Source organism: Paracoccus nototheniae (assembly GCF_004335005.1).
Taxonomy (GTDB): Bacteria; Pseudomonadota; Alphaproteobacteria; order Rhodobacterales; family Rhodobacteraceae; genus Paracoccus; species Paracoccus nototheniae.
On the sequence record NZ_RQRT01000010.1, the window covers coordinates 1 to 19,280 of the forward strand.

Consider the following 19,280-nt stretch of genomic DNA (forward strand, 5'->3'; position numbering starts at 1 on the left):
GCCGGCAGGTCCGCGCGCGTGGGGGCGGGCAGGCCGCCCAGCATGCGCAGGATCGAGACCAGTTCGTCGCGCAGCTTGCCGCGATGGGTGACGCGGTCCAGCATGCCATGTTCCAGCAGATATTCGGCGCGCTGGAATCCTTCGGGCAGCTTTTCGCGGATGGTCTGTTCGATGACCCTGGGGCCTGCGAAACAGATCAGGGCATTCGGTTCGGCGATGTGGATATCGCCCAGCATCGCATAGCTGGCCGTCACCCCGCCCGTGGTCGGATGGGTCAGCACGACGATATAGGGGATGCCCGCTTCCTTGAGCATCTCGACCGCGACGGTGGTGCGGGGCATCTGCATCAGCGACAGGATGCCCTCTTGCATGCGCGCGCCACCGGCGGCGGAGAAGAGGACCAGCGGCTTGCGGACCTTGACCGCGCGTTCGGCGGCGGCGACGATGGCATTGCCGACATACATGCCCATGGACCCGCCCATGAAGCTGAAGTCCTGACCCACGGCGATGACCGGCGTCCGGCCGATCTCTCCCTCGGCGACCAGCATGGCCTCTTTTTCGCCGGTGGATTTCTGCGCGGCCTTCATGCGGTCGGGATATTTCTTCTGGTCCCGGAACTGCAGCGGGTCGACGATCGGATCGGGAACCTTCACCTCGATGAAGGCGCCGCCGTCGAACAGCGCGCCAAAGCGTTCGCGCGGGGTGATCCCCATATGGTGATCGCAGTTCGTGCAGACGTTCAGATTGTCCGACAGTTCCCGGTGGAACAGCATGGTCCCGCATTCGGGGCATTTGGTCCACAAATTCTCGGGCACATCGCGGCGCGAGAACAGCGAGTTGATGCGCGGGCGGACATAGTTCGTGATCCAGTTCATCGCGAATGGCCTTGGCTGTTTCAGTCCCTCAATTAGGCCGCGACGCAGGGAATTGCAATTGCCGGGGGGGCGGCGGATGATGCGCGCCATGTGGGCCACCCTGTTCTTTCTGTCGCATACCACCCTGTCGCTGGTGATCATCGCCCGCGTGTTGCTGCGACCCCGGGTCGAGCCGTCGGTCCGGCTGGTCTGGATCATGGTGATCGAGGCCCTGCCGCTGCTGGGGATCGCCGCCTATCTGCTGTTCGGCGAGGTCCGCATGAAGCAGGCCGAGGTTCAGCGGATGGCCGATGTGCGCGACCGGCTGACCGGGCTGCGCACGCCCGTGCCCGCCATCCTGGCCCCGGCGCCCGATCCCGCAGGCCCGGTGATCGCCGCCAATACCGCCGTGGGCGGCATGCAGGCCACGGCTGGAAACCGGCTGCAACTGCTGGAGGAAAGCGACGGCGCCATCGACCGGCTGGTCGAGGCGATCGACGGGGCGCAGGATCACGTCCATGTGCTGTTCTATATCTGGCTGCCCGATGTCAGCGGCACCAAGATCGCGGAGGCGATCTGCCGGGCCGAGGCGCGGGGCGTGCAATGCCGGGTCATCGTCGATGCGCTTGGGTCGCGCACGCTGGTCCGGTCGGCCCTGTGGGCGCGGATGCAGGCTGCGGGTGCGGAATGCGTCACCGCCTTTCCCTGGGGCCTGCCCTTCATCAGCGTGCTGTTCCAGCGGCTGGATCTGCGCAACCACCGCAAGATCCTGGTGATCGACAACCGCATCGCCTTTACCGGCAGCCGCAATGCCGCCGACATGGCCTTTGCGATCAAGCCACGCTTTGCGCCTTGGGTCGATATCCTGGTCTCGGTCGAGGGGCCTGCCGTGCGGCAGTTGCAGGCGGTCTTTCTGGGCGACTGGATGAGCTATACGGGCCGCGATCTGGGGCCGATGCTGCAGCCGGTCGCGCCGGTGGCCGATCCCGGCATGGCGGCGCAGGTGGTGGCGACGGGGCCGGATCTGCGGGCGGGCAGCGTGTCGGACTGTCTGTCGGCGATGCTGCATGCGGCGCGCGACCGGGTGGTGATCACCACGCCCTATTATGTGCCCGATGCGGCGCTGGATGCGGCGATCCGGGCGGCGGCGCGGCGGGGGGTGCAGGTCACGATGATCCTGCCCGCCCGCAATGACAGCCTGATCGTGGGGGCGACCAGTCAGGGGTTCTATTACGGGCTGCTGGCGGCGGGGGTGCGGCTGATGCTGTTTCAGGACGGCTTGCTGCATTCCAAGATCCTGACCGTCGACGGGCGCATGGCGATGATCGGCAGCGCCAATCTGGACCGCCGCAGTTTCGAGCTGAACTATGAGGTCAACATGGCCGTGTTCGATCCCGAATTCGTGGGGATGCTGGATGCCCGCCAGACCAGCTATGCCGACCGCGCCCGCCGGGTCACGCTGGACGAGGTCCGCGACTGGAGCGCGTGGCGCCGCATCCGCAACAACCTGTTCGCGCTGGCCTCTCCGTTGCTGTAATTTTTGATGAAGGCAAACCGACCATGACCCAAGATCTTGCCGCCCGGACCTGTCAGCCCTGCACCGGGGATACGGCCCCGCTGGAGGCCGCCGAGGCCGGGCGGATGATGTCGCGGCTGCCGGAATGGCAGCTGTCCGACGATGCCCGCAGCATGACCCGGCGGTTCACCTTCAAGGGCTGGGCCCGCGCGGTCGAGATGGCCAATCTGGCCGCATGGCTGGGCAACAGTCAGGGGCATCATCCCGATATTGCCTTTGGCTGGGGCTATTGTGCCGTGACTTTCACCACGCATGCGGCGGGGGGGCTGACGGAAAACGATTTTATCTGCGCCGCCCGGCTGGATGCGCTGCTGGGCTGAGGGGCTGGTCTTTCGACAGGGTTGTCCTGCACGGAAACCCGGTCTATCCCAAAGGCGTAGTGTAATAGGTTGTACCGCATGACGAGTCGTCGCTGCGCTGATGTCACACATTGGCATGCCCTCATGACCCGCAAGGGGCCATGCCCGCGCAGGGTGACCCTTTCCCCGACCGACGGAAGGACCATGAATGGCACGGCGTGACAGTGGCTGGATGGCGCAGCGCATCCGCCGGAATGCGGCGCGGCAATGGGACCGGTTCCTGCGGTCGGTCACCTTCGCCTATACGCCGGTCAATGACGATCTGCGCGACGAGGCCCGCGATCTGCAGCAGGTGCTGGCGCGGTTCCTGCAGGCGGCCGATGCGCTGGTGGTCCGGTCGCGCGATTCGCTGTCGCGGATCGACCTGCCCACCGGCACCGACTGGCGCTGGCGTCCGCAGGTGCTGTGCGCGCGCAGCACGCTGCCGGCGCTGATCTCTCCTCCCGACGGGAAATGGCTGTCGGACGAGGTGGCGCTGTATCACGACTGCCCCGAACGCGCGCTGATCCTGTGCCAGACCCGCAACCGGCTGGCGACCGATCTGTCCGAATATGGTCTCAAGCTGGAGGTGATGGGCTTTGCGGGGTCTTATCTGTCCTTCTCGCTCAGCCTGCCGACCGAGGCGCTGAAGGATCTGGGCGGGCATTACATCGTCCGGCTGGAATCAACCCTGCAGGCCGAACGGCCGATCAAGGTCTATTCCCGGCTGAACATCCAGCAGGGCCCGAACACCGAATCGATCCTGCGCCAGATGGGCGACCCGATCGAGGGCAACAACTGCAACCGCGTCGTCGAATTCGATCTGGGCTATGCCGAGCTGTCGCAGCGTTCGGTCGACAAGGCCTGGCTGGACGTCATCTTCGAGGCGCCGTTCATGAATGCCATCGCGCTGCGCGACGTGATCCTGTCGCGCCATCCCCGCGCCCATATCTAAGCCCTGTGTCTCAAGGAGGCCGCGATGCCCCAGTTCGAAAGCTTTGGCCTTAAGGGCGGTGTCTGGCGCGGACATCTGAATGCGCCCAAGGGCGCCCCCGCGCGCGTGGTTCTGGTCCAGCATGGTGCGGTTCTGGCCGAAGCGCGGCTGACCGACGAGGGCGATGACAGCTGGCTGGTCGAGGTCGACCTGCCCCCTGAAGTGCTTGGCGAGGGCATTCAGACGCTGTTGTTGAAAGCCGATAGCGGCGCCAGCGGGGACGAGGCCACCCATCCCGACGGTCATGTTCTGGACCGCCTGACGCTGATGGCGGGCCGGATGCTGGATGACGACCTGACCGCCGAGATCGCCGCCCTTCGTGCCGAACTGGAACTGGTCAAGCGGGAACTGCGCCGCTTTGCCGCCGGGATGGCTGCGGGCTGAGCCGCCCGCACCGTTCCGCAACGCGCTGTCGTCACCGGCCTGTCATGGTTCCTTGCGAAAAGCGGGGGGCGTGGCTATATCGCGGCTTCGCAAACCCGTGCGCTTTCACAGGAAGGTTGGCCGATGACCCTGCCGCAGACGCCGCATTACCTGATCGACATGGCGACGCTGCGCGCCAATATGGAAAAGGTCGCTTGGCTGCGCGAGGCATCCGGCGCCAAGGCCCTGCTGGCGCTGAAATGCTTTGCCACATGGTCGGTCTTTGATCTGATGCGCGATTACATGGACGGCACGACCTCGTCCTCGCTGTATGAACTGCGCCTTGGGCATGAGAAATTCGGCCGCGAAACCCATGCCTATTCCGTGGCATGGGCCGATCACGAGATCGACGAGGCGGTCGGTTATGCCGACAAGATCATCTTCAACAGCCTGTCGCAGCTGGACCGGTTCGGCCCCAAGGCCGCAGGCATAGCCACCGGCCTGCGCCTGAACCCGCGGTTTTCGACCAGCCATTTCGATCTGGCCGACCCCGCGCGCCCCTTTTCGCGGCTCGGAGAGGCTGATCTGAACAGGCTGGAACAGGCGCTGGACCGCATCAGCGGCGTGATGATCCATTACAATTGCGAAAATGGCGATTTCGACCTGTTCGACCGCCAGCTGACCCGAATCGAGACCGAATTCGGCGCCATCCTGTCCCGGCTGGACTGGGTGTCCCTTGGCGGCGGCATCCATTTCACCGGCGAGGGGTATCCGCTGGACCGTCTGGCCGACCGGCTGAAGGCGTTTCAGGACCGCTTCGGCGTGCAGGCCTTTCTGGAACCCGGAGAGGCCAGCATCACGGGCACCACCACGCTGGAGGTCAGCGTTCTGGACATCATCGACACCGGCAAGCAGGTGGCGATCGTGGACAGCTCGACCGAGGCGCATATGCTGGACCTGCTGATCTATCGCGAGGATGCGAAGCTGCCGCAGGCGGGCGATCACGCCTATCAGATCGCGGGCAAGACCTGCCTTGCGGGCGATATCTTCGGCGAGGCGCGGTTCCCCGCGCCCCTGCAGATCGGCGACCGGATCAGCATCGCGGATGCGGCGGGCTATACGATGGTGAAAAAGAACTGGTTCAACGGCGTGGCTATGCCCGCCATCGCGATCCGCGACGAGGATGGCCAGATCCGCACCGTCCGCAGCTTTGGCTATGACGATTACAAAGGCAGCCTGTCCTGAAGGCGACCCATCCTCTGCCACCCCCCGACAAGGAGACAGAATTGGCGAAGAAGAACGTGCTCATCATCGGTGCAGGCGGCGTGGCGCAGGTCACGGCGCATAAGCTGGCGCAATGGGCGGATGAATTCGGCGAACTGCATATCGCGAACCGCACCCAGTCCAAGGCCGATGCGATCATCGCCACCCTGCGCGACAAGGGCCATCAGATGCCCTTTGCCAGCCACGCGCTGGACGCCATGGATGCGGATGCGGTCGAGGCGCTGATCCGCCGGCTTGATGCGGGCATCGTCATCAATGTCGGCACCGCCTTCATCAATATGACCGTGCTGGAGGGCTGCATCCGCACGGGGGCCGCCTATATCGACACGGCGATCCACGAAGACCCGTCAAAGGTCTGCGAGACGCCGCCCTGGTACGGCAATTACGAATGGACCCGGCGCGAAGATGTCGCGGCAGCGGGCGTGACCGCCGTGCTGGGCGCGGGCTTCGATCCCGGCGTGGTCAATGCCTATGCCCGGCTGGCCGAGGATGAATATTTCGACAAGATCGACAGCATCGACATCGTGGACATCAATGCGGGCAGCCATGGCCGCTGGTTCGCTACGAATTTCGACCCCGAGATCAACTTTCGCGAATTCACCGGCACGGTCTACAGTTGGCAGCAGGGCGCCTGGCAGCAGAACCGCATGTTCGAGGTGGGTCGTGAATGGGATCTGCCGGTGGTCGGCAAGCGCACCGCCTATCTGTCGGGCCATGACGAGGTGCACAGCCTTGCCGCCCGTTATCCCGACGCGGATGTCCGCTTCTGGATGGGCTTTGGCGAACATTACATCAACGTCTTCACGGTCCTGCAAAAGCTGGGCCTGCTGTCGGAACAGCCGGTGGCACTGGATGACGGACGGCAGGTCGTGCCGCTGAAGCTGGTCAAGGCCGTGCTGCCCGACCCGGCCAGTCTTGCCCCCGATTACGAGGGAAAGACCTGCATCGGCGATCTGGTGCGCGGCACCCGCGACGGCAAGCCGGGCGAGGTGTTCATCTATAACGTCGCCGACCACAAGGAGGCCTTCGACGAGGTCGGCAGTCAGGGCATCAGCTATACCGCCGGGGTGCCTCCGGTCGCGGCGGCCATCCTGATCGCGCGCGGGCCCTGGGACGTGGGCCGCATGGCCAATGTCGAGGAACTGGCCGCGCGGCCTTTCCTTGAACTGTTGGGCGAAATGGGCCTGCCGACACGGGTCATAGACGCCTCGGGCGACCGCGAAATCTGAACCTTAAGGTTTGATCTTTGATAGCCGACGCAGGGCGGGCCGGAACATCCGGCCCGCCCTTTGCGTTCGGCGCTGAAATTGCGTCAAAAATTGATGCTGAGGGGAGGGGTTCATGGAACGTCCGAAGGACCGGATGTTTCCGGCATTCGAGCAGAGCGAGAACAGCCGGATGCCGCGTCTGGCCAACTGGGCGGTGATCGGGATCTTCCTGATCCTCGCCTTTTCGGCCATTGCGGCGGGCCGGGACTTTCTGATGCCGGTGACGATGGCGGGGCTGTTGTTCTTTGTCTTCACGCCGCTGCGCCGCTTTGCCGAACGGCGCGGCATTCCGGACGCGCTGACGGCGGCGGGGATCACTCTGTCGATCCTGCTGGCAGTCGCGGTCATCGCCTATGCCGCCAGCGGCCCGCTGAGCCGCGCAATGACCAATATGCCGGTGATCAGCGCCCAACTGGAACAGAAATTCGACAATGTCCGCGACAGCCTGTCGGATCTGCGCGACGCGGCGCAGCGCATCGACGAGGCGCAATCGTCGAACGACGAAGACGACACCCGTCCCGCGATCCGGGTCGAGACGGACGGCCAGACGACGCTTGGCATGGTGATGACCTCGGCGCCGCTGTTGTTCGGGCAGGTCGTCTTTACGCTGATCCTGCTGTTTTTCATGATCGCCTCGGGCGATCTGCTGTATCTGAAGATCGTGCAAAGCTTTGATCGGCTGCGCGACAAGCGCGGGGCCTATCTGGCGCTGCGCCAGATCGAGGATTCGCTTGGCAACTATCTGGGCGCGATTACGATCATCAATGCGCTTCTGGGGCTGGCCGTGGGCCTGGCGATGTGGGCCTGGGGCATGCCGGGCGCGCTGTTGTTCGGGATCGGTGCGTTTGTTCTGAACTTTATTCCCTATCTGGGGGCGATCACCGGCGTGGTGATTTCGCTGCTGGTCGCGCTGGTCGTGATGCCGGGGCTGTTCTGGCCCGCGATGGTGGCGCTGACCTATCTGGGCCTCACCTCGCTCGAAGGGCAGATCATCACCCCCTATTTCGTCTCGCGGCGGTTGCAGATGAACACCGTCGTGGTGTTTCTGGCCGTGGCGATGTGGGCGTGGTTGTGGTCGGTGCTTGGCATGGTCATTGCCGTGCCGGTTCTGGTCGTCATGCGCGTGCTGGCCGACCATGTTCCGGGATGGGAGAAATTCGGCAACTTCCTGGCGGGCGATGCACCCCCCGCTTTGGCGGACGAAGACGAGGACGAGGCCCGTGATCTGGTCGAGGCGGGCGCCGCAGCCGAGGATGAACCCTCGGCCCGGCTGGCGACCGCCGATGTGGGCGAGGCGGACGATCCGCGCCCCTGAGGGCCGGACAGGATGCCGATATGAAAACGGGCCGGGAAACCGGCCCGTTTTTTAATGTCGACGGCGGCAGATGTCAGCCTGCGGGCAGGGTCGGTGCGATCTCGTTGACCGCAGCCTCGATCTGCTGGCAGGTGCTTTCGACGGTGGCACCCTGACCGGCGACGGCGTCGGCCAGCGACAGCTCGTTCCCGCCGACAGCAACCATGCCTTCGGCGCCCTTCTCTTCGGCGGCGGCGCCTGCGGTCTCGTCACCGGCGGGCAGCATGGCGATCAGCTGGCTTTGTGCCTCGATCGCTTCGGCGCCGCTGAAGCCCTGTTCCTGACAGTATTGCAGGATGCCCAGCTGGTTGCGGGCGGCCTGATAGGTGGTTTCGGTATCCGCCGGGGCCATCGCCGGGGCGTCGGGGGCCGCTTCGGGGGTTGCGGCCTGAGCGTCGGACGGTGCGGGGGCAGGCGCAGGCGCTGTGGCATCCTGAGCAAGGGCTGCGGCAGGCAGAAGGCCAAGCCCAAGGGCGAATGCGATGTTGCGGATCATGCGATGTCTCCATTTGATCATGCGTGGCGCGCGTCCGGCACAAGGCCGGGCGGCGACGGCCCATTGCTAGTCGTGGTGGTCCGGGAATGCCCAGAGCCAGCGCGCGACGGCCCGGTTCTCGGCGGATCGCTGCCGGAATGGCGTTGCGCGATGGGGCCCGGATGCGCGGGTTCCGGCTTGCCAAGGGCTGCGCCCCGGCATGGCGGCACACGTTCGCATGATCGATCCGCGCGGCGGGATGCCGGGGCTGACCAAGGGCTTGGCAGGTCGCATGCAGGCGTGACACAAGCGTGAGTGAACCGGCACGCCCGGTATCCGTTGCCCCATTGGGCTGCGCTGACCGAAGGGCACGCCGCAATCCCCGAACGGAAACGCGCGCGGGCAGAGGGAGATCTTGTCATGATGAACCGCTTATTCGGCACTCTGAGGACCGGCGGTCTGGCGATGGTGCTGGCCACCGCTGCGGCTGTCGCATCGCAGGCGCAGACCGCCGCGCCGGACGTTCCGGCAGGCGAGGTGACCCGCATGGAGGCGATCGAGTTTCCGGTCCTGACCTCGGTCGCCACAGATGAAGAGGTCGCCGCCGATCTGGTGGCGCAAGGGTATCAGAACATCGTCGTCGTGCGGACCCCGGACGCGCTGGTCGTCGCCGCTGAACGCGGCGGCGTCCCGACCGAGATGGTGTTCAGCCCCGTCGACGGCACGCTGATCATGATCGACGGGGTCGCGCCGATGGGGGCCCCGCCTGCCGGGTCGGCCGTCAGCGACTAGGCTGGCCCCGGTCAGACCAGCCCCAGCAGCAGCGGGACGGCGATCAGCGCGGCCAGTGCGGCGGTCTGGACCAGCAGCATCACGATGGCTGCCGGGCCGACCTCGGCCAGTCGGGCCAGCGCTGTCTTCATGCCGACGGCGGCGACGGCGGCGACCAGCACGGCGCGCGACAGGGACTGCGCCGCATCCGTGACGACCAGCGGCACCAGATGCGCGGAATTGGCGGCGGCCAGCAGCAGAAAGGCCAGCACGAACCCCGGCAGCAAAGGCGGGCGGGGGCCTGATCCGGCGCTGGCGCGGCGCAGCACCAGCGCGGCGATCAGCACGACCGGGGCCAGCAGCGTCACCCGGATCAGCTTGACCACCGTCGCCAGATCGCCGGTTTCGTCCGACACCGAATAGCCTGCGCCGACGACCTGTGCGACATCATGGATCGTGCCGCCCAGAAACAGACCGGTCTGATGCGGGTCCATCCCAAGCGCGCTGGTCAGCATTGGATAAAGGATCATCGCGACCGTCGACAGCGCCGTCACGGTGATGACCGTAAAGGAAAGATCGCGTTCGGTCGTGTCGCGGGCTGGCAGGACCGAGGCGATGGCCATCGCCGCCGAGGCGCCGCAGATCGCCACCGATCCCCCCGTCAGCAGGCCGAAGGCGCGATCCTGCCCCACCCGCCGTGCCAGCGCGACCGAGCCGAGGATGACCATCGCCACCGACAGCGCCAGAAGCGCGATGAACGGCCAGCCGATCGCGGCCACCATGTCCAGCGACACCCGCAAGCCCAGCAGCGCCACGCCGATTCGCAGCAGCCCCCGCGCGGCAAAATCGATGCCGGGTCCGGCGCGGTCGTCCTCGGCCAGAAAATGCAGCGGCATCCCCAGCAGGATCGCCATCAGCATCACCGGCACGCCGTAATGGCTGGACAGGAACTGCGCCGCCATCGCCACCGTCACCGCCAGCGTGACGCCGGGTGCCAGCAGACGGGCCTGCGCGGGCAGGCGGGCAGACAGATCGGCAAGGCGGGGCAGGGGCATCGGCGTTCCGGAATGTGTCGACGGGGGCAGGGATGCCCCCGTTCAGGGTTGAAAGGAAGGGCAGGGGTGCCCCCCGGGAAGGCTACTGGATGTCGCGGGCGCGTTCGGCAGCCAGATCGGTTTCGGCCTGAGCCACGGCCTGACGGAAGGTCGCAAGGATCTCCTCGCCGCCATCCACGCTGCTGGTGAACCACTCATAGACCGGGGCGGCGGCTTCGGTGAAGGCGGCCCTTTCCTCGGGCGTGGGGACATAGACGTCGCCGCCGCCTGCCGCGAATTCCTCGTATGCGGCGATGGATTTGCGCTTGGGCGAGGCGAAGGTCGCCTGTTGCAACTGATAGAAGCCGTCCACGATGATGGCGCGCATATCCTCGGGCATGGCCATGAAGCTGTCGTTCGACATCCACCACATCGCGCTCATATAGGCATGCCCGTCCAGCGTCAGGTATTGCAGCCCGGCTTCGGGAAAGCGCATCGACATGATGTCGGTGATGCCGTTTGCGGTCCCCTCGACCACATTGGTCTGCAGCGAGGTGAACAGCTCGGCCCAGGGAATCGGCGTGGGAGAGGCATCCAGCGCGCGCACCAGTTCCTGCGGCAAGTCGGCCACCACGGTGCGCATCTTCAGCCCCGACAGATCGGCGGGCGTCTGGATGCGGCGTTCGGTATTGGCGAAATTGCGCCAGCCGCCGGTATTGCCGATGGTCATCAGGCGCAGCAATCCGCCCGAATCCTCCAGCGCCATGTCGCGCAGCTGCCGGGTGAAATCGCCCGACAGAACCCGTTCGGCCACCCGGTCATCGGCCATGATATAGGGCAGGTCCAGCACCTGCAGATAGGGAAACAGCCCCGCCGCCCCGTCCGAGGTCGAGATATAGACGTCGATCGAGCCGTCGGCGACGCCCTGCAGGCATTCCGCGCCGTTCGAACACAGCTGTGTGCCCATATAGATCTCGACCGCGATGGCACCGTTGGACGCCGCCTCGACATGGGATTTGAAGACCTGCAGCCCGTCGAAATCCTCGTCATTCTCGTTGGAATTGGCGACGGCGCGGATGGTGTATTCCTGCGCCATGGCAGGCGCGGCCACGCCAAGCGGCAGCATCAGCGCGGCGGTCAGGGTCAAAGTGGTTTTCAGCATCTCAGTCCTCCCTTGATGGTCTAGTCCGCAAAGCCGGTCAGGCGCGGGATCGTCAGCGAAATGGCCGGGACATAGGTGATCAGGAAGATCACGAACACCTCGACGGCCAGAAACGGCAGGATGGCGCGGGCGATGGTCATGACCTTTTCGCCCGATACGGCCGAGGCCACGAACAGCACCAGCCCCATGGGCGGTGTCGCCAGCCCCACCGTCAGGTTGACGCACATGATGATGGCGAAATGAACGCTGTCCACCCCCATGCCGGTAAAGACCGGCCCCAGAATCGGCGCCAGAATGATGATCGCGGGGCCTGCATCCAGAAACATGCCGACGACGAACAGCAGCAGGTTGATCAACAGCAGCAACAGCAGCGGATTGGCTGTCAGGGTCAGGATCCAGTCGGCCATCATCTGCGGCGTCTGCGACAGCGACACGACCGTCTTGAACGACATCGCGGCCCCCACCAGCAGCAGCACCACGGCGGATGTCAGCGCCGCGCGGCCCAGAACATCGGGCAGTTCCGCGACCTTCATCGTGCGCAGCACGAACAGGCTGATCACCAGCGCATAGACCGCCGCCACCGCCGCCGCCTCGGTGGGCGTGAAGACGCCGCCCAGGATGCCGCCCAGAATGATGACCGGGGTCATCAGCGGAAAGAACGCCTTGAGGCTGGCCTGACCGCGTTCGGGCCATGTCTGGCGGCGCGAGGCGATGGGAAAGTCGTATTTGTCGGCCATCAGCTTGACGACCGCCATCAGGCCCAGACCGACCAGAATGCCCGGCACGATCCCTGCCAGAAACAGCGCCGCGACGCTTTCGCCCATCACATAGGCATAGATGATCATGATCCCCGAAGGCGGGATGATCGGCCCGATGACCGAGCTGGCCGCCGTGATGGCGGCGGCAAAGCGCCGGGTATAGCCCTGCTTTTCCATCGCCGGGATCAGCATCGACCCAAGCGCGGATGTATCGGCCACCGCCGATCCCGACAGGCCCGCGAACAGCATGGATGACAGGATGTTCACATGCGCCAGCCCGCCCCGGAAATGCCCCATCAGGGCCTGCGCGAACTCGACCAGCCGCAGGGTGATGCCCCCGCGGTTCATCAGCTCTCCGGCCAGCATGAAGAAGGGGATCGCCATCAGCGGAAAGCTGTCGATGCCATTGTACAGGTTGCGATAAAGCAGCGTCAGGTCGCGTTCCTGACCGTTCATCCACAACAGGATGCCGGGGGCTGCCAGCATGCCGAAGACCACCGGCAGGCCGATCATCAGAAAGACCAGGAACAGCGGCAGGAACCAGATCAACATCATTCCGCCCCCCTCAGGCCCGGATCGAGCCCCTCGATGGGTGGCAGGTCGCGCACCCCCACCAGATCGGCCAGCGTGCGCAGGATCAGTTCGACATTGACCGAAATCAGCAGCACCAGACCGACCGGGATCGAGGCCATCATCCAGGCGCGCGGGATGCGGTACCAGGTGCTGAAATCCAGCGATGTGGGCAGGAACAGCGAAGCGCTGGCAAAGCGCCCGCCAAGGCCCGTCACCTCGCGCCAGCCGATCTGCACGGCCACGATCATGACCAACAGCGACAGGCACAGCAGCAGCAGGTTCAGGATGCGCGCCAGCGTGGCGGGCAGCATCGCGGGGATCATGTCGATCGCCACGAAGCCGCCGCGCCGGAAGGCGGTCGGTGCCATCAGCCCGGTCATCCACAGCATGCAGAACCGCGCCGCCTCGTCCGGCCATGCCAGCGCGCTGTTCAGGCCATAGCGGGCGATGACCTGCGCGATGGTCACGCAGACCATGACCCCGATCGCAAGGATGCCCACCGCGCGGCCCGCGCGCAGCAGATATTCGTTGATCCACGACAATTGCCGGATTACGGTGTGCAACAGGCTCATCTGGCCGTCTCCTCCCCCAAGGATGGATTATGGGCGATGCCGGGGCGCCTCATCCCAGCCCGGCATCCCCCGGTTCAGTCCAGCGCGATGCCCGCGATGCGCCCGCCGTAAAAGGCCAGCGGCGCGCCCTCGGCGATCCGGGCGTTCAGGACTCGGCCCAGAATGATCGCGTGATCGCCCGCCTCGTGCAGCGCGAATTGCGCGCAGTCAAAACGCGCCAGACACCGCTCCAGCACCGGCACGCCCTGATCGTTCAGCGCCAGCCCGGCCCCGTCCAACGCGTCGCGGTTGCGCGCCACGGCCCATGCCAGATCGGCCTGATCGGCGGCCAGCACATGGATGACGAAATGGCGCGCGGCGGCAAAGCCCGCATAGCGCGAACTGGCGCGGGCGGGCGACCACATGACCAAGGGCGGGTCCATCGAGATCGAGGAAAAGCTGTTGGCGGTGATCGCCATGCAGCCGTCTTCATGGGCGGCGGTGACCAGCGTGACGCCGGTCGCAAAGCGTCCAAAGGCGTCGCGCAGCATCCGGGTGTTCTGCGGTCCGGGAATGAAATCATGCGGCGTCGCTGCGGTCATGGCACCTCTTGGCCAAGGGCGGCCTGGTAAAGCTGGAACCATTGCACGCGGCTCAGATCCACCTGCCCGGCATCTGCGATCCGCGCGATCCGTGCAAGCGAATTGGTGCCCAGCACCGGCAGGATCATCGCCGGATGACGCAACAGGAACGCCACCGCCACGGCCTGACGGTCCACCCCGAAGGCGTCCGCCATCTGGTCCAGCGCCTGCCCAAGCAGCCCCTGATCGGTCATCAGGCGCCCGCCGCCCAAGGGCGACCACGCCATGACCGGATCGCGGCGGCGCTGGTGAAAGGCCAGATCGCCATTGGTCAGGGCGCCGGGCGCCGCCAGAGAGATCTCGATCTGGTTGGTGACCAGCGGCGCCTGCATCGAGGCCTGCAGCAGGTCCACATCCCAGGGGCGGAAATTCGACACGCCCACCGCGCGAACCTTGCCGCTGGTGATCAGGGCGTCCAGTGCCGCGCCGGTGTCATCCGCATCCATCAGCGGATCGGGGCGGTGGATCAGCAGCAGGTCGATCCGGTCGGTGCCCATGTCGCGCAAGGACGCCTCGACCGAGGCGCGCAGATGCGCGGCCGAGGTGTCGTAATGCTTGCAGGCGACGTCGGAATATTTTCCCATCGGCGCGACGATGCCGCATTTGGTCACGATCTCGATCCGGTCGCGCAGATCGGGGGCCGTGCGCAGGGCGCGGCCCAGAACCGCCTCGGCGGTATAGCCGCCATAGATGTCGGCCTGATCCATCGTGGTGATGCCTTGGGCCAGACAGGATTCGATCTTGGCCTGCACATGGGCGGGGCTGGTGTCGGGATCGTCGCCGATCCGCCACATGCCATAGACCAGCCGGGACAGGGACAGATCGTCGGTCAGGGTTACGCGGTTCATCATCAGCGCCTTTCGCCGGTGCCAAGGGGCGTTGGGGGGGTGGTGGCGGGGACGCGGCCCCAGACACGGTTCAGCTGGCAGGTCCGCATCTGCGGCAACACGCGGCTGCCGAAATGATCGGCCTCGTCCAGATGCGGATAGCCGGACAGGATGAAGGCGCGGACGCCCATCCTTTGCAACTCCTCCAGCTTGGTCAGCACCTGATCGGTCGATCCCACGATGGCCGCGCCGCAGCCGGACCGCGCCCGGCCCACGCCGGTCCACAGGTTCGGTTCGACATACCCTTCCAGATCGGCCAGTTCGCGGTTGCGGGCCTGACGGCTGACGCCAAGCGATCCGGCGTCCAGCGCGCGTTCGCGGATCGCGCGGCCCTGATCGTCGTCCAGGCGGCTGACCAGATCGCGGGCATAGTCGCGGGCCTCGGCCTCGGTGTCGCGCACGATCACATGGGCGCGAAAACCGTAATCCAGCGTGCGACCGTGTTTCTGGGCGGCCGCATGGGCGGCGCGCATCCGGTCGGCGATATCCTCGGTCTTTTCGGGCCACATCAGATAGACATCGCAATGCTGCCCGCAAAGGTCCAGCGCATCGGGCGAATAGCCGCCGAAATACAGCATCGGGCCGCCGGTCTGATACGGCCGGGCCGGGTCGGTCGCGACATCGGTGAAGTCATAGACCTGCCCATGGAAATCGATCCGGTCCTGCGTCCAGGCCTGTTTCAGGATCTGCACCACCTCGCGCGAGCGTTGATAGCGGAACGGGCTGGGCGCCGTCTCGCCGGGGAAATCGCTGCTGATGACGTTCAGCGTCAGGCGGCCTTGCAGCATGTGATCCAGCGTGGCGATGGTGCGGGCCAGCATGATCGGCTGCATCTCGCCGCAGCGAATCGCGGCCAGCAGGTTGATGCGATCGGTGATCGGCGCGCAGCCCGCCACGAATGACAAGGTGTCCTGACCGACCTGATAGCTGGACGGGCACAGGATGTTGCCAAAGCCGTGGCGCTCGGCGGCTTTCACGATGGCCGAACAATGCGCCCACGACGACCGCAGCGCCCCGTCGGGAACGCCCAGATGGCGGTAATCGTCCGAACACAGCGCCGAGAACCAGGCGACCTCGACCTCTGTCAGATCAGCCGAGGTTACAGGAACGACAGTCATGGTCTCCTCCGTCACAGGCCCGCGAATTCCCCTTTGCATACCCCCGTCCCTGATGTAAATCAATGGTGCATCAATTTGAATGTCACAGGAGGGGCGGATATGGACGAGCATCGCAGCGACGCGCTGCCCCTGCATCTGCAGATCGCCGAGATGATGATCCGCGAGGTCGCCGCAGGCCGTCTGGTCGATGGCCAGAAGCTGCCCCCCGAACGCGACATGGCCGCAGCCCACGGAACCACCGTGCGCACCCTGCGCAAGGCCCTGGCCGAGATGGAGGAGCAGGGCCTGCTGGAACGCCGTCAGGGGTCGGGCAATTACGTTCGGGCAGGATCGCCGACGCGGGCGGTCTATTCGATGTTCCGGCTGGAACATGCGCAGACCGGCGGCGGGCTGCCCCGCGCGCAGATCCTGTCGGTCGATTATCTGCCCAAGGATGCCGGTCAGCCCGCCTATGGCACCTCGGATCACGGCACCCGGTTCCGGCGGCTGCGCTCTCTGGACGATGTGCCCATCGCGGTCGAAGAGATCTGGCTGGATGGTGGCGCAGGCCGCATCCCCGCCGATCTGGTGCAGGATTCGCTGTATCTGACCTATAAGCGCGCGCTGAAGCTGTGGATCACCCGGGCCGAGGATAGGGTGGGGCTGGGCCCCGTGCCCGATTGGTCGCCGCCCGCCTTTGCACCGCGTCCCGGCCAGACCACCGCCTTCATCCGCCGCCTGTCCTGGGCGCAGGCCGCCCATGCGGTCGAGTTTTCCCGCACTTGGTACGACAGCGAACGTGCCCTGTACGTGCAACGGCTTATCTGAGGAGATTGCGATGACAATGACGGCGCCCGCAGGCTTGCGCAGGGTCACCTATGGCGTGATCGGCTGCGGCATGATGGGGCAGGAACATCTGCGCAATATCGCGCTGCTGCCGGGCACGGCGGTGGGCGCGATTTTCGAACCCGACGCGCAGATGCGGGCGCGGGCGGCGGCGCTGGCCCCGCAGGCGCAGATGGTGGACAGCATTCAGGCGCTGCTGGCCGTGCCGGATCTGGATTGCCTGCTGATCGCCAGCCCGAATTTCCTGCATGTCGCGCAATTGCAGGCCATCGCGGCGCAGCGCCCGCTGCCGGTGCTAGTCGAAAAGCCGCTGTTCACCGATCTGCACGATGTGGCGGCGGTGGATGCCTTTGCCGCCAGCTATCCCGCGCCGGTCTGGGTGGCGATGGAATACCGCTATATGCCGCCCGTCGCGCAGCTGTTGCAGATGGCCCCCGAGGCGACCGGCGGCATCCGAATGCTAACGATCCGCGAACACCGCTATCCCTTTCTGTCCAAGGTCGGGAACTGGAACCGCTTCAACCGCTATACCGGCGGCACTTTTGTCGAGAAATGCTGCCATTTCTTCGATCTGATGCGGCTGGCCATCGGTGCCGATCCGGTGCGGATCATGGCCACCGGCGGGCAGGCCCTGAACCATCTGGACGAGGATCACGACGGCCAGACCCCCGACATCTTTGATCACGGCTATGTCGCGGTGGAATTCCAAGGCGGCGTGTGTGCCATGCTGGAACTGTGCATGTTCGCCGAAGGATCGCGCTGGCAGGAAGAAATCAGCGCCACCGGCCCGCGCGGCAAGATCGAGGCCTTCGTGCCCGGCCCGACCCGGTTCTGGCCCGACCATCTGGGCGCCGCCCCGGTGGCGCAGGTCGTCGTGTCACCCCGCGATCCGATGGGGCCGCAGATCCTGCCCGTGCCGGTCGATCCGGCGCTGCTGGCGGCGGGCGATCACAACGGCTCGACCTTTTATCAGCATCAGCGCTTTCTGGATCTGGTGCGCGGCGGACGGGTCCGGCCCGAGGTGACGGTGACGGACGGAAAATGGGCGGTTCTGATGGGACTTGCCGCCGAACGCGCCATGACCACCGGGCAGGTGATCACTCTGTGACGTTTTCACGATCGCACAGCCATTGTGCATCTGCGGCGCTGCATCTTGGCGGCGCGCTCGGCTAGACTGCGCGTGAACGATTCACACGAGGCTTTCATGCGCCAGAATACCCCCCGCAGCTATGGCACCGTCGCCCGGACCTTTCACTGGCTGACGGCGCTGATCATCCTGGCCAATATCGGCCTGGGCCTGTGGGCCACGCGCATTCCGCTGGATCAGATGGCGCTGAAGGTGCAGGTCTTTTCCCTGCACAAGACGCTTGGGCTGGCGGCGCTGGTCGTGGCGCTGGCGCGGATCGCATGGGCGATCGGCCAGCCCCGCCCCGCCCCCGTCCATTCCGACCGCCGGGCCGAGACCCTGCTGGCCGAGGCGGTGCATTGGACCCTCTACGCGGCCATGGTGCTGGTGCCGGTGACCGGCTGGATCGAACATGCCGCGACCGACGGGTTCGCGCCGATCCTGTGGCCCCTGGGTCAGGGGCTGCCGCTGGTGCCCAAATCGCCCGCGCTGGCGATGGTCATGGCGGGGGTGCATCACGTCTTTGCCTGGATGCTGATCGGGTCGGTCCTGCTGCATGTGGCGGGGGCGCTGAAACACGGGCTGATCGACCGCGACGGAGTCTTGTCGCGGATGACGCGCGGGCGACCGGCAGGGCAGGGCGGCGCCGCGCGCCATCTGATGCCCGCGCTGACAGCCGTCGCGATCTTTGCCGCAGGCACCGCCTATGCGCTGGTGACCCGCCCGCAGGACGCCCCCCCGGCGACGGTGCTGGAACAGGCGGCCTCGGACTGGCAGGTTCTGGAAGGGCAGCTGGGCTTTTCAGTGACCCAGATGGGAACCCAGGTGCAGGGCGGGTTCTCCGACTGGACCGCCGCGATCAGCTTTGATCCCGACAGCGGCATGGGCGATGTGCGGGTGACCATCAACATGGACAGCGTCACCATCGGATCGGTCACCGATCAGGCCAAGGGGAATGAGTTCTTCGACGTGACCGCCAACCCCACTGCCGTCTTCGAAGGCAGGATCCGCCCCGAAGGCGCGGGCTATGTCGCCGAAGGGCCGCTAAGCCTGCGCGGTCAGCAGATGCCCGTGACCCTGCCCTTTACGCTGCAGATCACCGATGGCGTGGCCCGGATGCAGGGCCAGACGGCAATGGACCGCCGCGACTGGCAGGTCGGCGCGACCTATGCCGACGAGGCGACGGTCGGCTTTCAGGTCGCCGTCGATGTCAGCCTGACGGCTCGGCGTTGAAATCCCACGCAGATGTGCGCTGGCTGACAGGCCCTGTTCGCCCATCGCCAGTTGCCCCCCGCCGCCGTTCCGCCGAGGATGGCCGCTGAAAACCA

At 65.9% G+C, this 19,280-nt stretch carries 20 protein-coding genes; 11 read left to right on the plus strand and 9 right to left on the minus strand.

The genetic code is table 11. From position 1 onward, the window contains the following. The coding region (gene accD / locus EG885_RS06280; RefSeq protein WP_131573632.1) for an acetyl-CoA carboxylase, carboxyltransferase subunit beta at positions 1–875 on the minus strand (875 nt) is incomplete at its 3' end. Positions 876–951: 76 nt separating this feature from the next. On the opposite strand from accD, the gene cls reads away from it, so the two are divergent. The 7 genes from cls to EG885_RS06315 all read left to right on the plus strand — a co-directional run bounded on the left by cls (position 952) and on the right by EG885_RS06315 (position 7,992). Beyond that, positions 952–2,391, plus strand: coding sequence for a cardiolipin synthase (gene cls / locus EG885_RS06285; RefSeq protein ID WP_242679532.1), 1,440 nt, complete (start codon positions 952–954; stop codon positions 2,389–2,391). 23 nt (positions 2,392–2,414) lie between these two features. Then, complete coding sequence (locus EG885_RS06290) at positions 2,415–2,750, plus strand: 4a-hydroxytetrahydrobiopterin dehydratase (RefSeq protein WP_131573633.1); 336 nt, start codon at positions 2,415–2,417, stop codon at positions 2,748–2,750. A gap of 187 nt (positions 2,751–2,937) precedes the next feature. After that, a complete protein-coding gene (locus EG885_RS06295; RefSeq protein WP_131573634.1) occupies positions 2,938–3,723 on the plus strand; it encodes a DUF6478 family protein in 786 nt (261 codons plus the stop codon). A 24-nt stretch (positions 3,724–3,747) separates the two neighbouring features. Continuing rightward, positions 3,748–4,146 (plus strand): hypothetical protein, encoded by a 399-nt coding sequence (locus tag EG885_RS06300; protein ID WP_131573635.1) that lies wholly within the window; start codon positions 3,748–3,750, stop codon positions 4,144–4,146. Between the two features lie 129 nt (positions 4,147–4,275). Then, positions 4,276–5,370 (plus strand): carboxynorspermidine decarboxylase, encoded by a 1,095-nt coding sequence (locus EG885_RS06305; RefSeq protein ID WP_207392217.1) that lies wholly within the window; start codon positions 4,276–4,278, stop codon positions 5,368–5,370. 41 nt (positions 5,371–5,411) lie between these two features. Beyond that, on the plus strand, positions 5,412–6,638 hold the full coding sequence (locus tag EG885_RS06310) for a saccharopine dehydrogenase family protein (protein WP_131573637.1): 1,227 nt from the start codon (positions 5,412–5,414) through the stop codon (positions 6,636–6,638). 112 nt (positions 6,639–6,750) lie between these two features. Beyond that, positions 6,751–7,992: an AI-2E family transporter gene (locus EG885_RS06315; protein ID WP_131573638.1), complete on the plus strand. Its 1,242-nt coding sequence runs from the start codon at positions 6,751–6,753 to the stop codon at positions 7,990–7,992. Between the two features lie 73 nt (positions 7,993–8,065). Here EG885_RS06315 and EG885_RS06320 read toward each other — a convergent pair whose 3' ends face one another. After that, entirely contained in the window at positions 8,066–8,527 is a 462-nt protein-coding gene (locus EG885_RS06320; protein ID WP_131573639.1) for a pore-forming ESAT-6 family protein, read from the minus strand. Between the two features lie 399 nt (positions 8,528–8,926). Here EG885_RS06320 and EG885_RS06325 point away from each other — a divergent pair, with 399 nt between their 5' ends. Next, positions 8,927–9,298, plus strand: coding sequence for a hypothetical protein (locus EG885_RS06325; RefSeq protein ID WP_131573640.1), 372 nt, complete (start codon positions 8,927–8,929; stop codon positions 9,296–9,298). Between the two features lie 11 nt (positions 9,299–9,309). Here EG885_RS06325 and EG885_RS06330 read toward each other — a convergent pair whose 3' ends face one another. From EG885_RS06330 to EG885_RS06360, 7 genes are all read right to left on the minus strand, one after another. Further along, positions 9,310–10,332: a YeiH family protein gene (locus EG885_RS06330; RefSeq protein WP_131573641.1), complete on the minus strand. Its 1,023-nt coding sequence runs from the start codon at positions 10,330–10,332 to the stop codon at positions 9,310–9,312. An 82-nt stretch (positions 10,333–10,414) separates the two neighbouring features. After that, complete coding sequence (locus EG885_RS06335) at positions 10,415–11,473, minus strand: TRAP transporter substrate-binding protein (RefSeq protein ID WP_131573642.1); 1,059 nt, start codon at positions 11,471–11,473, stop codon at positions 10,415–10,417. A 20-nt stretch (positions 11,474–11,493) separates the two neighbouring features. Next, positions 11,494–12,783: a TRAP transporter large permease gene (locus tag EG885_RS06340; RefSeq protein ID WP_131573691.1), complete on the minus strand. Its 1,290-nt coding sequence runs from the start codon at positions 12,781–12,783 to the stop codon at positions 11,494–11,496. Then, positions 12,783–13,376, minus strand: a complete 594-nt coding sequence (locus EG885_RS06345) for a TRAP transporter small permease (protein WP_131573643.1) — start codon at positions 13,374–13,376, stop codon at positions 12,783–12,785. The genes EG885_RS06340 and EG885_RS06345 overlap by 1 nt, the downstream gene beginning before the upstream one ends. A 74-nt stretch (positions 13,377–13,450) precedes the next feature. Next, complete coding sequence (locus tag EG885_RS06350; protein WP_131573644.1) at positions 13,451–13,957, minus strand: flavin reductase family protein; 507 nt, start codon at positions 13,955–13,957, stop codon at positions 13,451–13,453. Then, the gene (locus EG885_RS06355; RefSeq protein WP_131573692.1) at positions 13,954–14,844 is read right to left on the minus strand and encodes an aldo/keto reductase; all 891 of its coding nucleotides are present in this window, start codon (positions 14,842–14,844) and stop codon (positions 13,954–13,956) included. The genes EG885_RS06350 and EG885_RS06355 overlap by 4 nt, the downstream gene beginning before the upstream one ends. A 2-nt stretch (positions 14,845–14,846) precedes the next feature. Continuing rightward, complete coding sequence (locus EG885_RS06360; RefSeq protein ID WP_131573645.1) at positions 14,847–16,001, minus strand: LLM class flavin-dependent oxidoreductase; 1,155 nt, start codon at positions 15,999–16,001, stop codon at positions 14,847–14,849. 99 nt (positions 16,002–16,100) lie between these two features. Between EG885_RS06360 and EG885_RS06365 the strand changes: the two genes are divergently transcribed. The 3 genes from EG885_RS06365 (at position 16,101) to EG885_RS06375 (ending at position 19,185) form a co-directional block, all read left to right on the plus strand. Continuing rightward, the gene (locus tag EG885_RS06365; protein ID WP_131573646.1) at positions 16,101–16,808 is read left to right on the plus strand and encodes a GntR family transcriptional regulator; all 708 of its coding nucleotides are present in this window, start codon (positions 16,101–16,103) and stop codon (positions 16,806–16,808) included. Positions 16,809–16,818: 10 nt separating this feature from the next. Continuing rightward, a complete protein-coding gene (locus EG885_RS06370) occupies positions 16,819–17,934 on the plus strand; it encodes a Gfo/Idh/MocA family protein (RefSeq protein WP_242679533.1) in 1,116 nt (371 codons plus the stop codon). 96 nt (positions 17,935–18,030) lie between these two features. Further along, positions 18,031–19,185: a cytochrome b/b6 domain-containing protein gene (locus EG885_RS06375; protein ID WP_131573647.1), complete on the plus strand. Its 1,155-nt coding sequence runs from the start codon at positions 18,031–18,033 to the stop codon at positions 19,183–19,185. The last annotated feature ends 95 nt before the right edge of the window (positions 19,186–19,280 follow it).

What these genes read in the sequence shown, in the direction of transcription:
- cls (WP_242679532.1), top strand. Translation starts at nt 952, where the DNA reads ATGATGCGCGCCATGTGGGCCACCCTGTTCTTTCTGTCGCATACCACC.
- EG885_RS06290 (WP_131573633.1), top strand. Translation starts at nt 2,415, where the DNA reads ATGACCCAAGATCTTGCCGCCCGGACCTGTCAGCCCTGCACCGGGGAT.
- EG885_RS06295 (WP_131573634.1), top strand. Translation starts at nt 2,938, where the DNA reads ATGGCACGGCGTGACAGTGGCTGGATGGCGCAGCGCATCCGCCGGAAT.
- EG885_RS06300 (WP_131573635.1), top strand. Translation starts at nt 3,748, where the DNA reads ATGCCCCAGTTCGAAAGCTTTGGCCTTAAGGGCGGTGTCTGGCGCGGA.
- EG885_RS06315 (WP_131573638.1), top strand. Translation starts at nt 6,751, where the DNA reads ATGGAACGTCCGAAGGACCGGATGTTTCCGGCATTCGAGCAGAGCGAG.
- EG885_RS06320 (WP_131573639.1), bottom strand. Translation starts at nt 8,527, where the DNA reads ATGATCCGCAACATCGCATTCGCCCTTGGGCTTGGCCTTCTGCCTGCC.
- EG885_RS06325 (WP_131573640.1), top strand. Translation starts at nt 8,927, where the DNA reads ATGATGAACCGCTTATTCGGCACTCTGAGGACCGGCGGTCTGGCGATG.
- EG885_RS06330 (WP_131573641.1), bottom strand. Translation starts at nt 10,332, where the DNA reads ATGCCCCTGCCCCGCCTTGCCGATCTGTCTGCCCGCCTGCCCGCGCAG.
- EG885_RS06335 (WP_131573642.1), bottom strand. Translation starts at nt 11,473, where the DNA reads ATGCTGAAAACCACTTTGACCCTGACCGCCGCGCTGATGCTGCCGCTT.
- EG885_RS06340 (WP_131573691.1), bottom strand. Translation starts at nt 12,783, where the DNA reads ATGTTGATCTGGTTCCTGCCGCTGTTCCTGGTCTTTCTGATGATCGGC.
- EG885_RS06345 (WP_131573643.1), bottom strand. Translation starts at nt 13,376, where the DNA reads ATGAGCCTGTTGCACACCGTAATCCGGCAATTGTCGTGGATCAACGAA.
- EG885_RS06350 (WP_131573644.1), bottom strand. Translation starts at nt 13,957, where the DNA reads ATGACCGCAGCGACGCCGCATGATTTCATTCCCGGACCGCAGAACACC.
- EG885_RS06355 (WP_131573692.1), bottom strand. Translation starts at nt 14,844, where the DNA reads ATGAACCGCGTAACCCTGACCGACGATCTGTCCCTGTCCCGGCTGGTC.
- EG885_RS06360 (WP_131573645.1), bottom strand. Translation starts at nt 16,001, where the DNA reads ATGACTGTCGTTCCTGTAACCTCGGCTGATCTGACAGAGGTCGAGGTC.
- EG885_RS06365 (WP_131573646.1), top strand. Translation starts at nt 16,101, where the DNA reads ATGGACGAGCATCGCAGCGACGCGCTGCCCCTGCATCTGCAGATCGCC.
- EG885_RS06370 (WP_242679533.1), top strand. Translation starts at nt 16,819, where the DNA reads ATGACAATGACGGCGCCCGCAGGCTTGCGCAGGGTCACCTATGGCGTG.
- EG885_RS06375 (WP_131573647.1), top strand. Translation starts at nt 18,031, where the DNA reads ATGCGCCAGAATACCCCCCGCAGCTATGGCACCGTCGCCCGGACCTTT.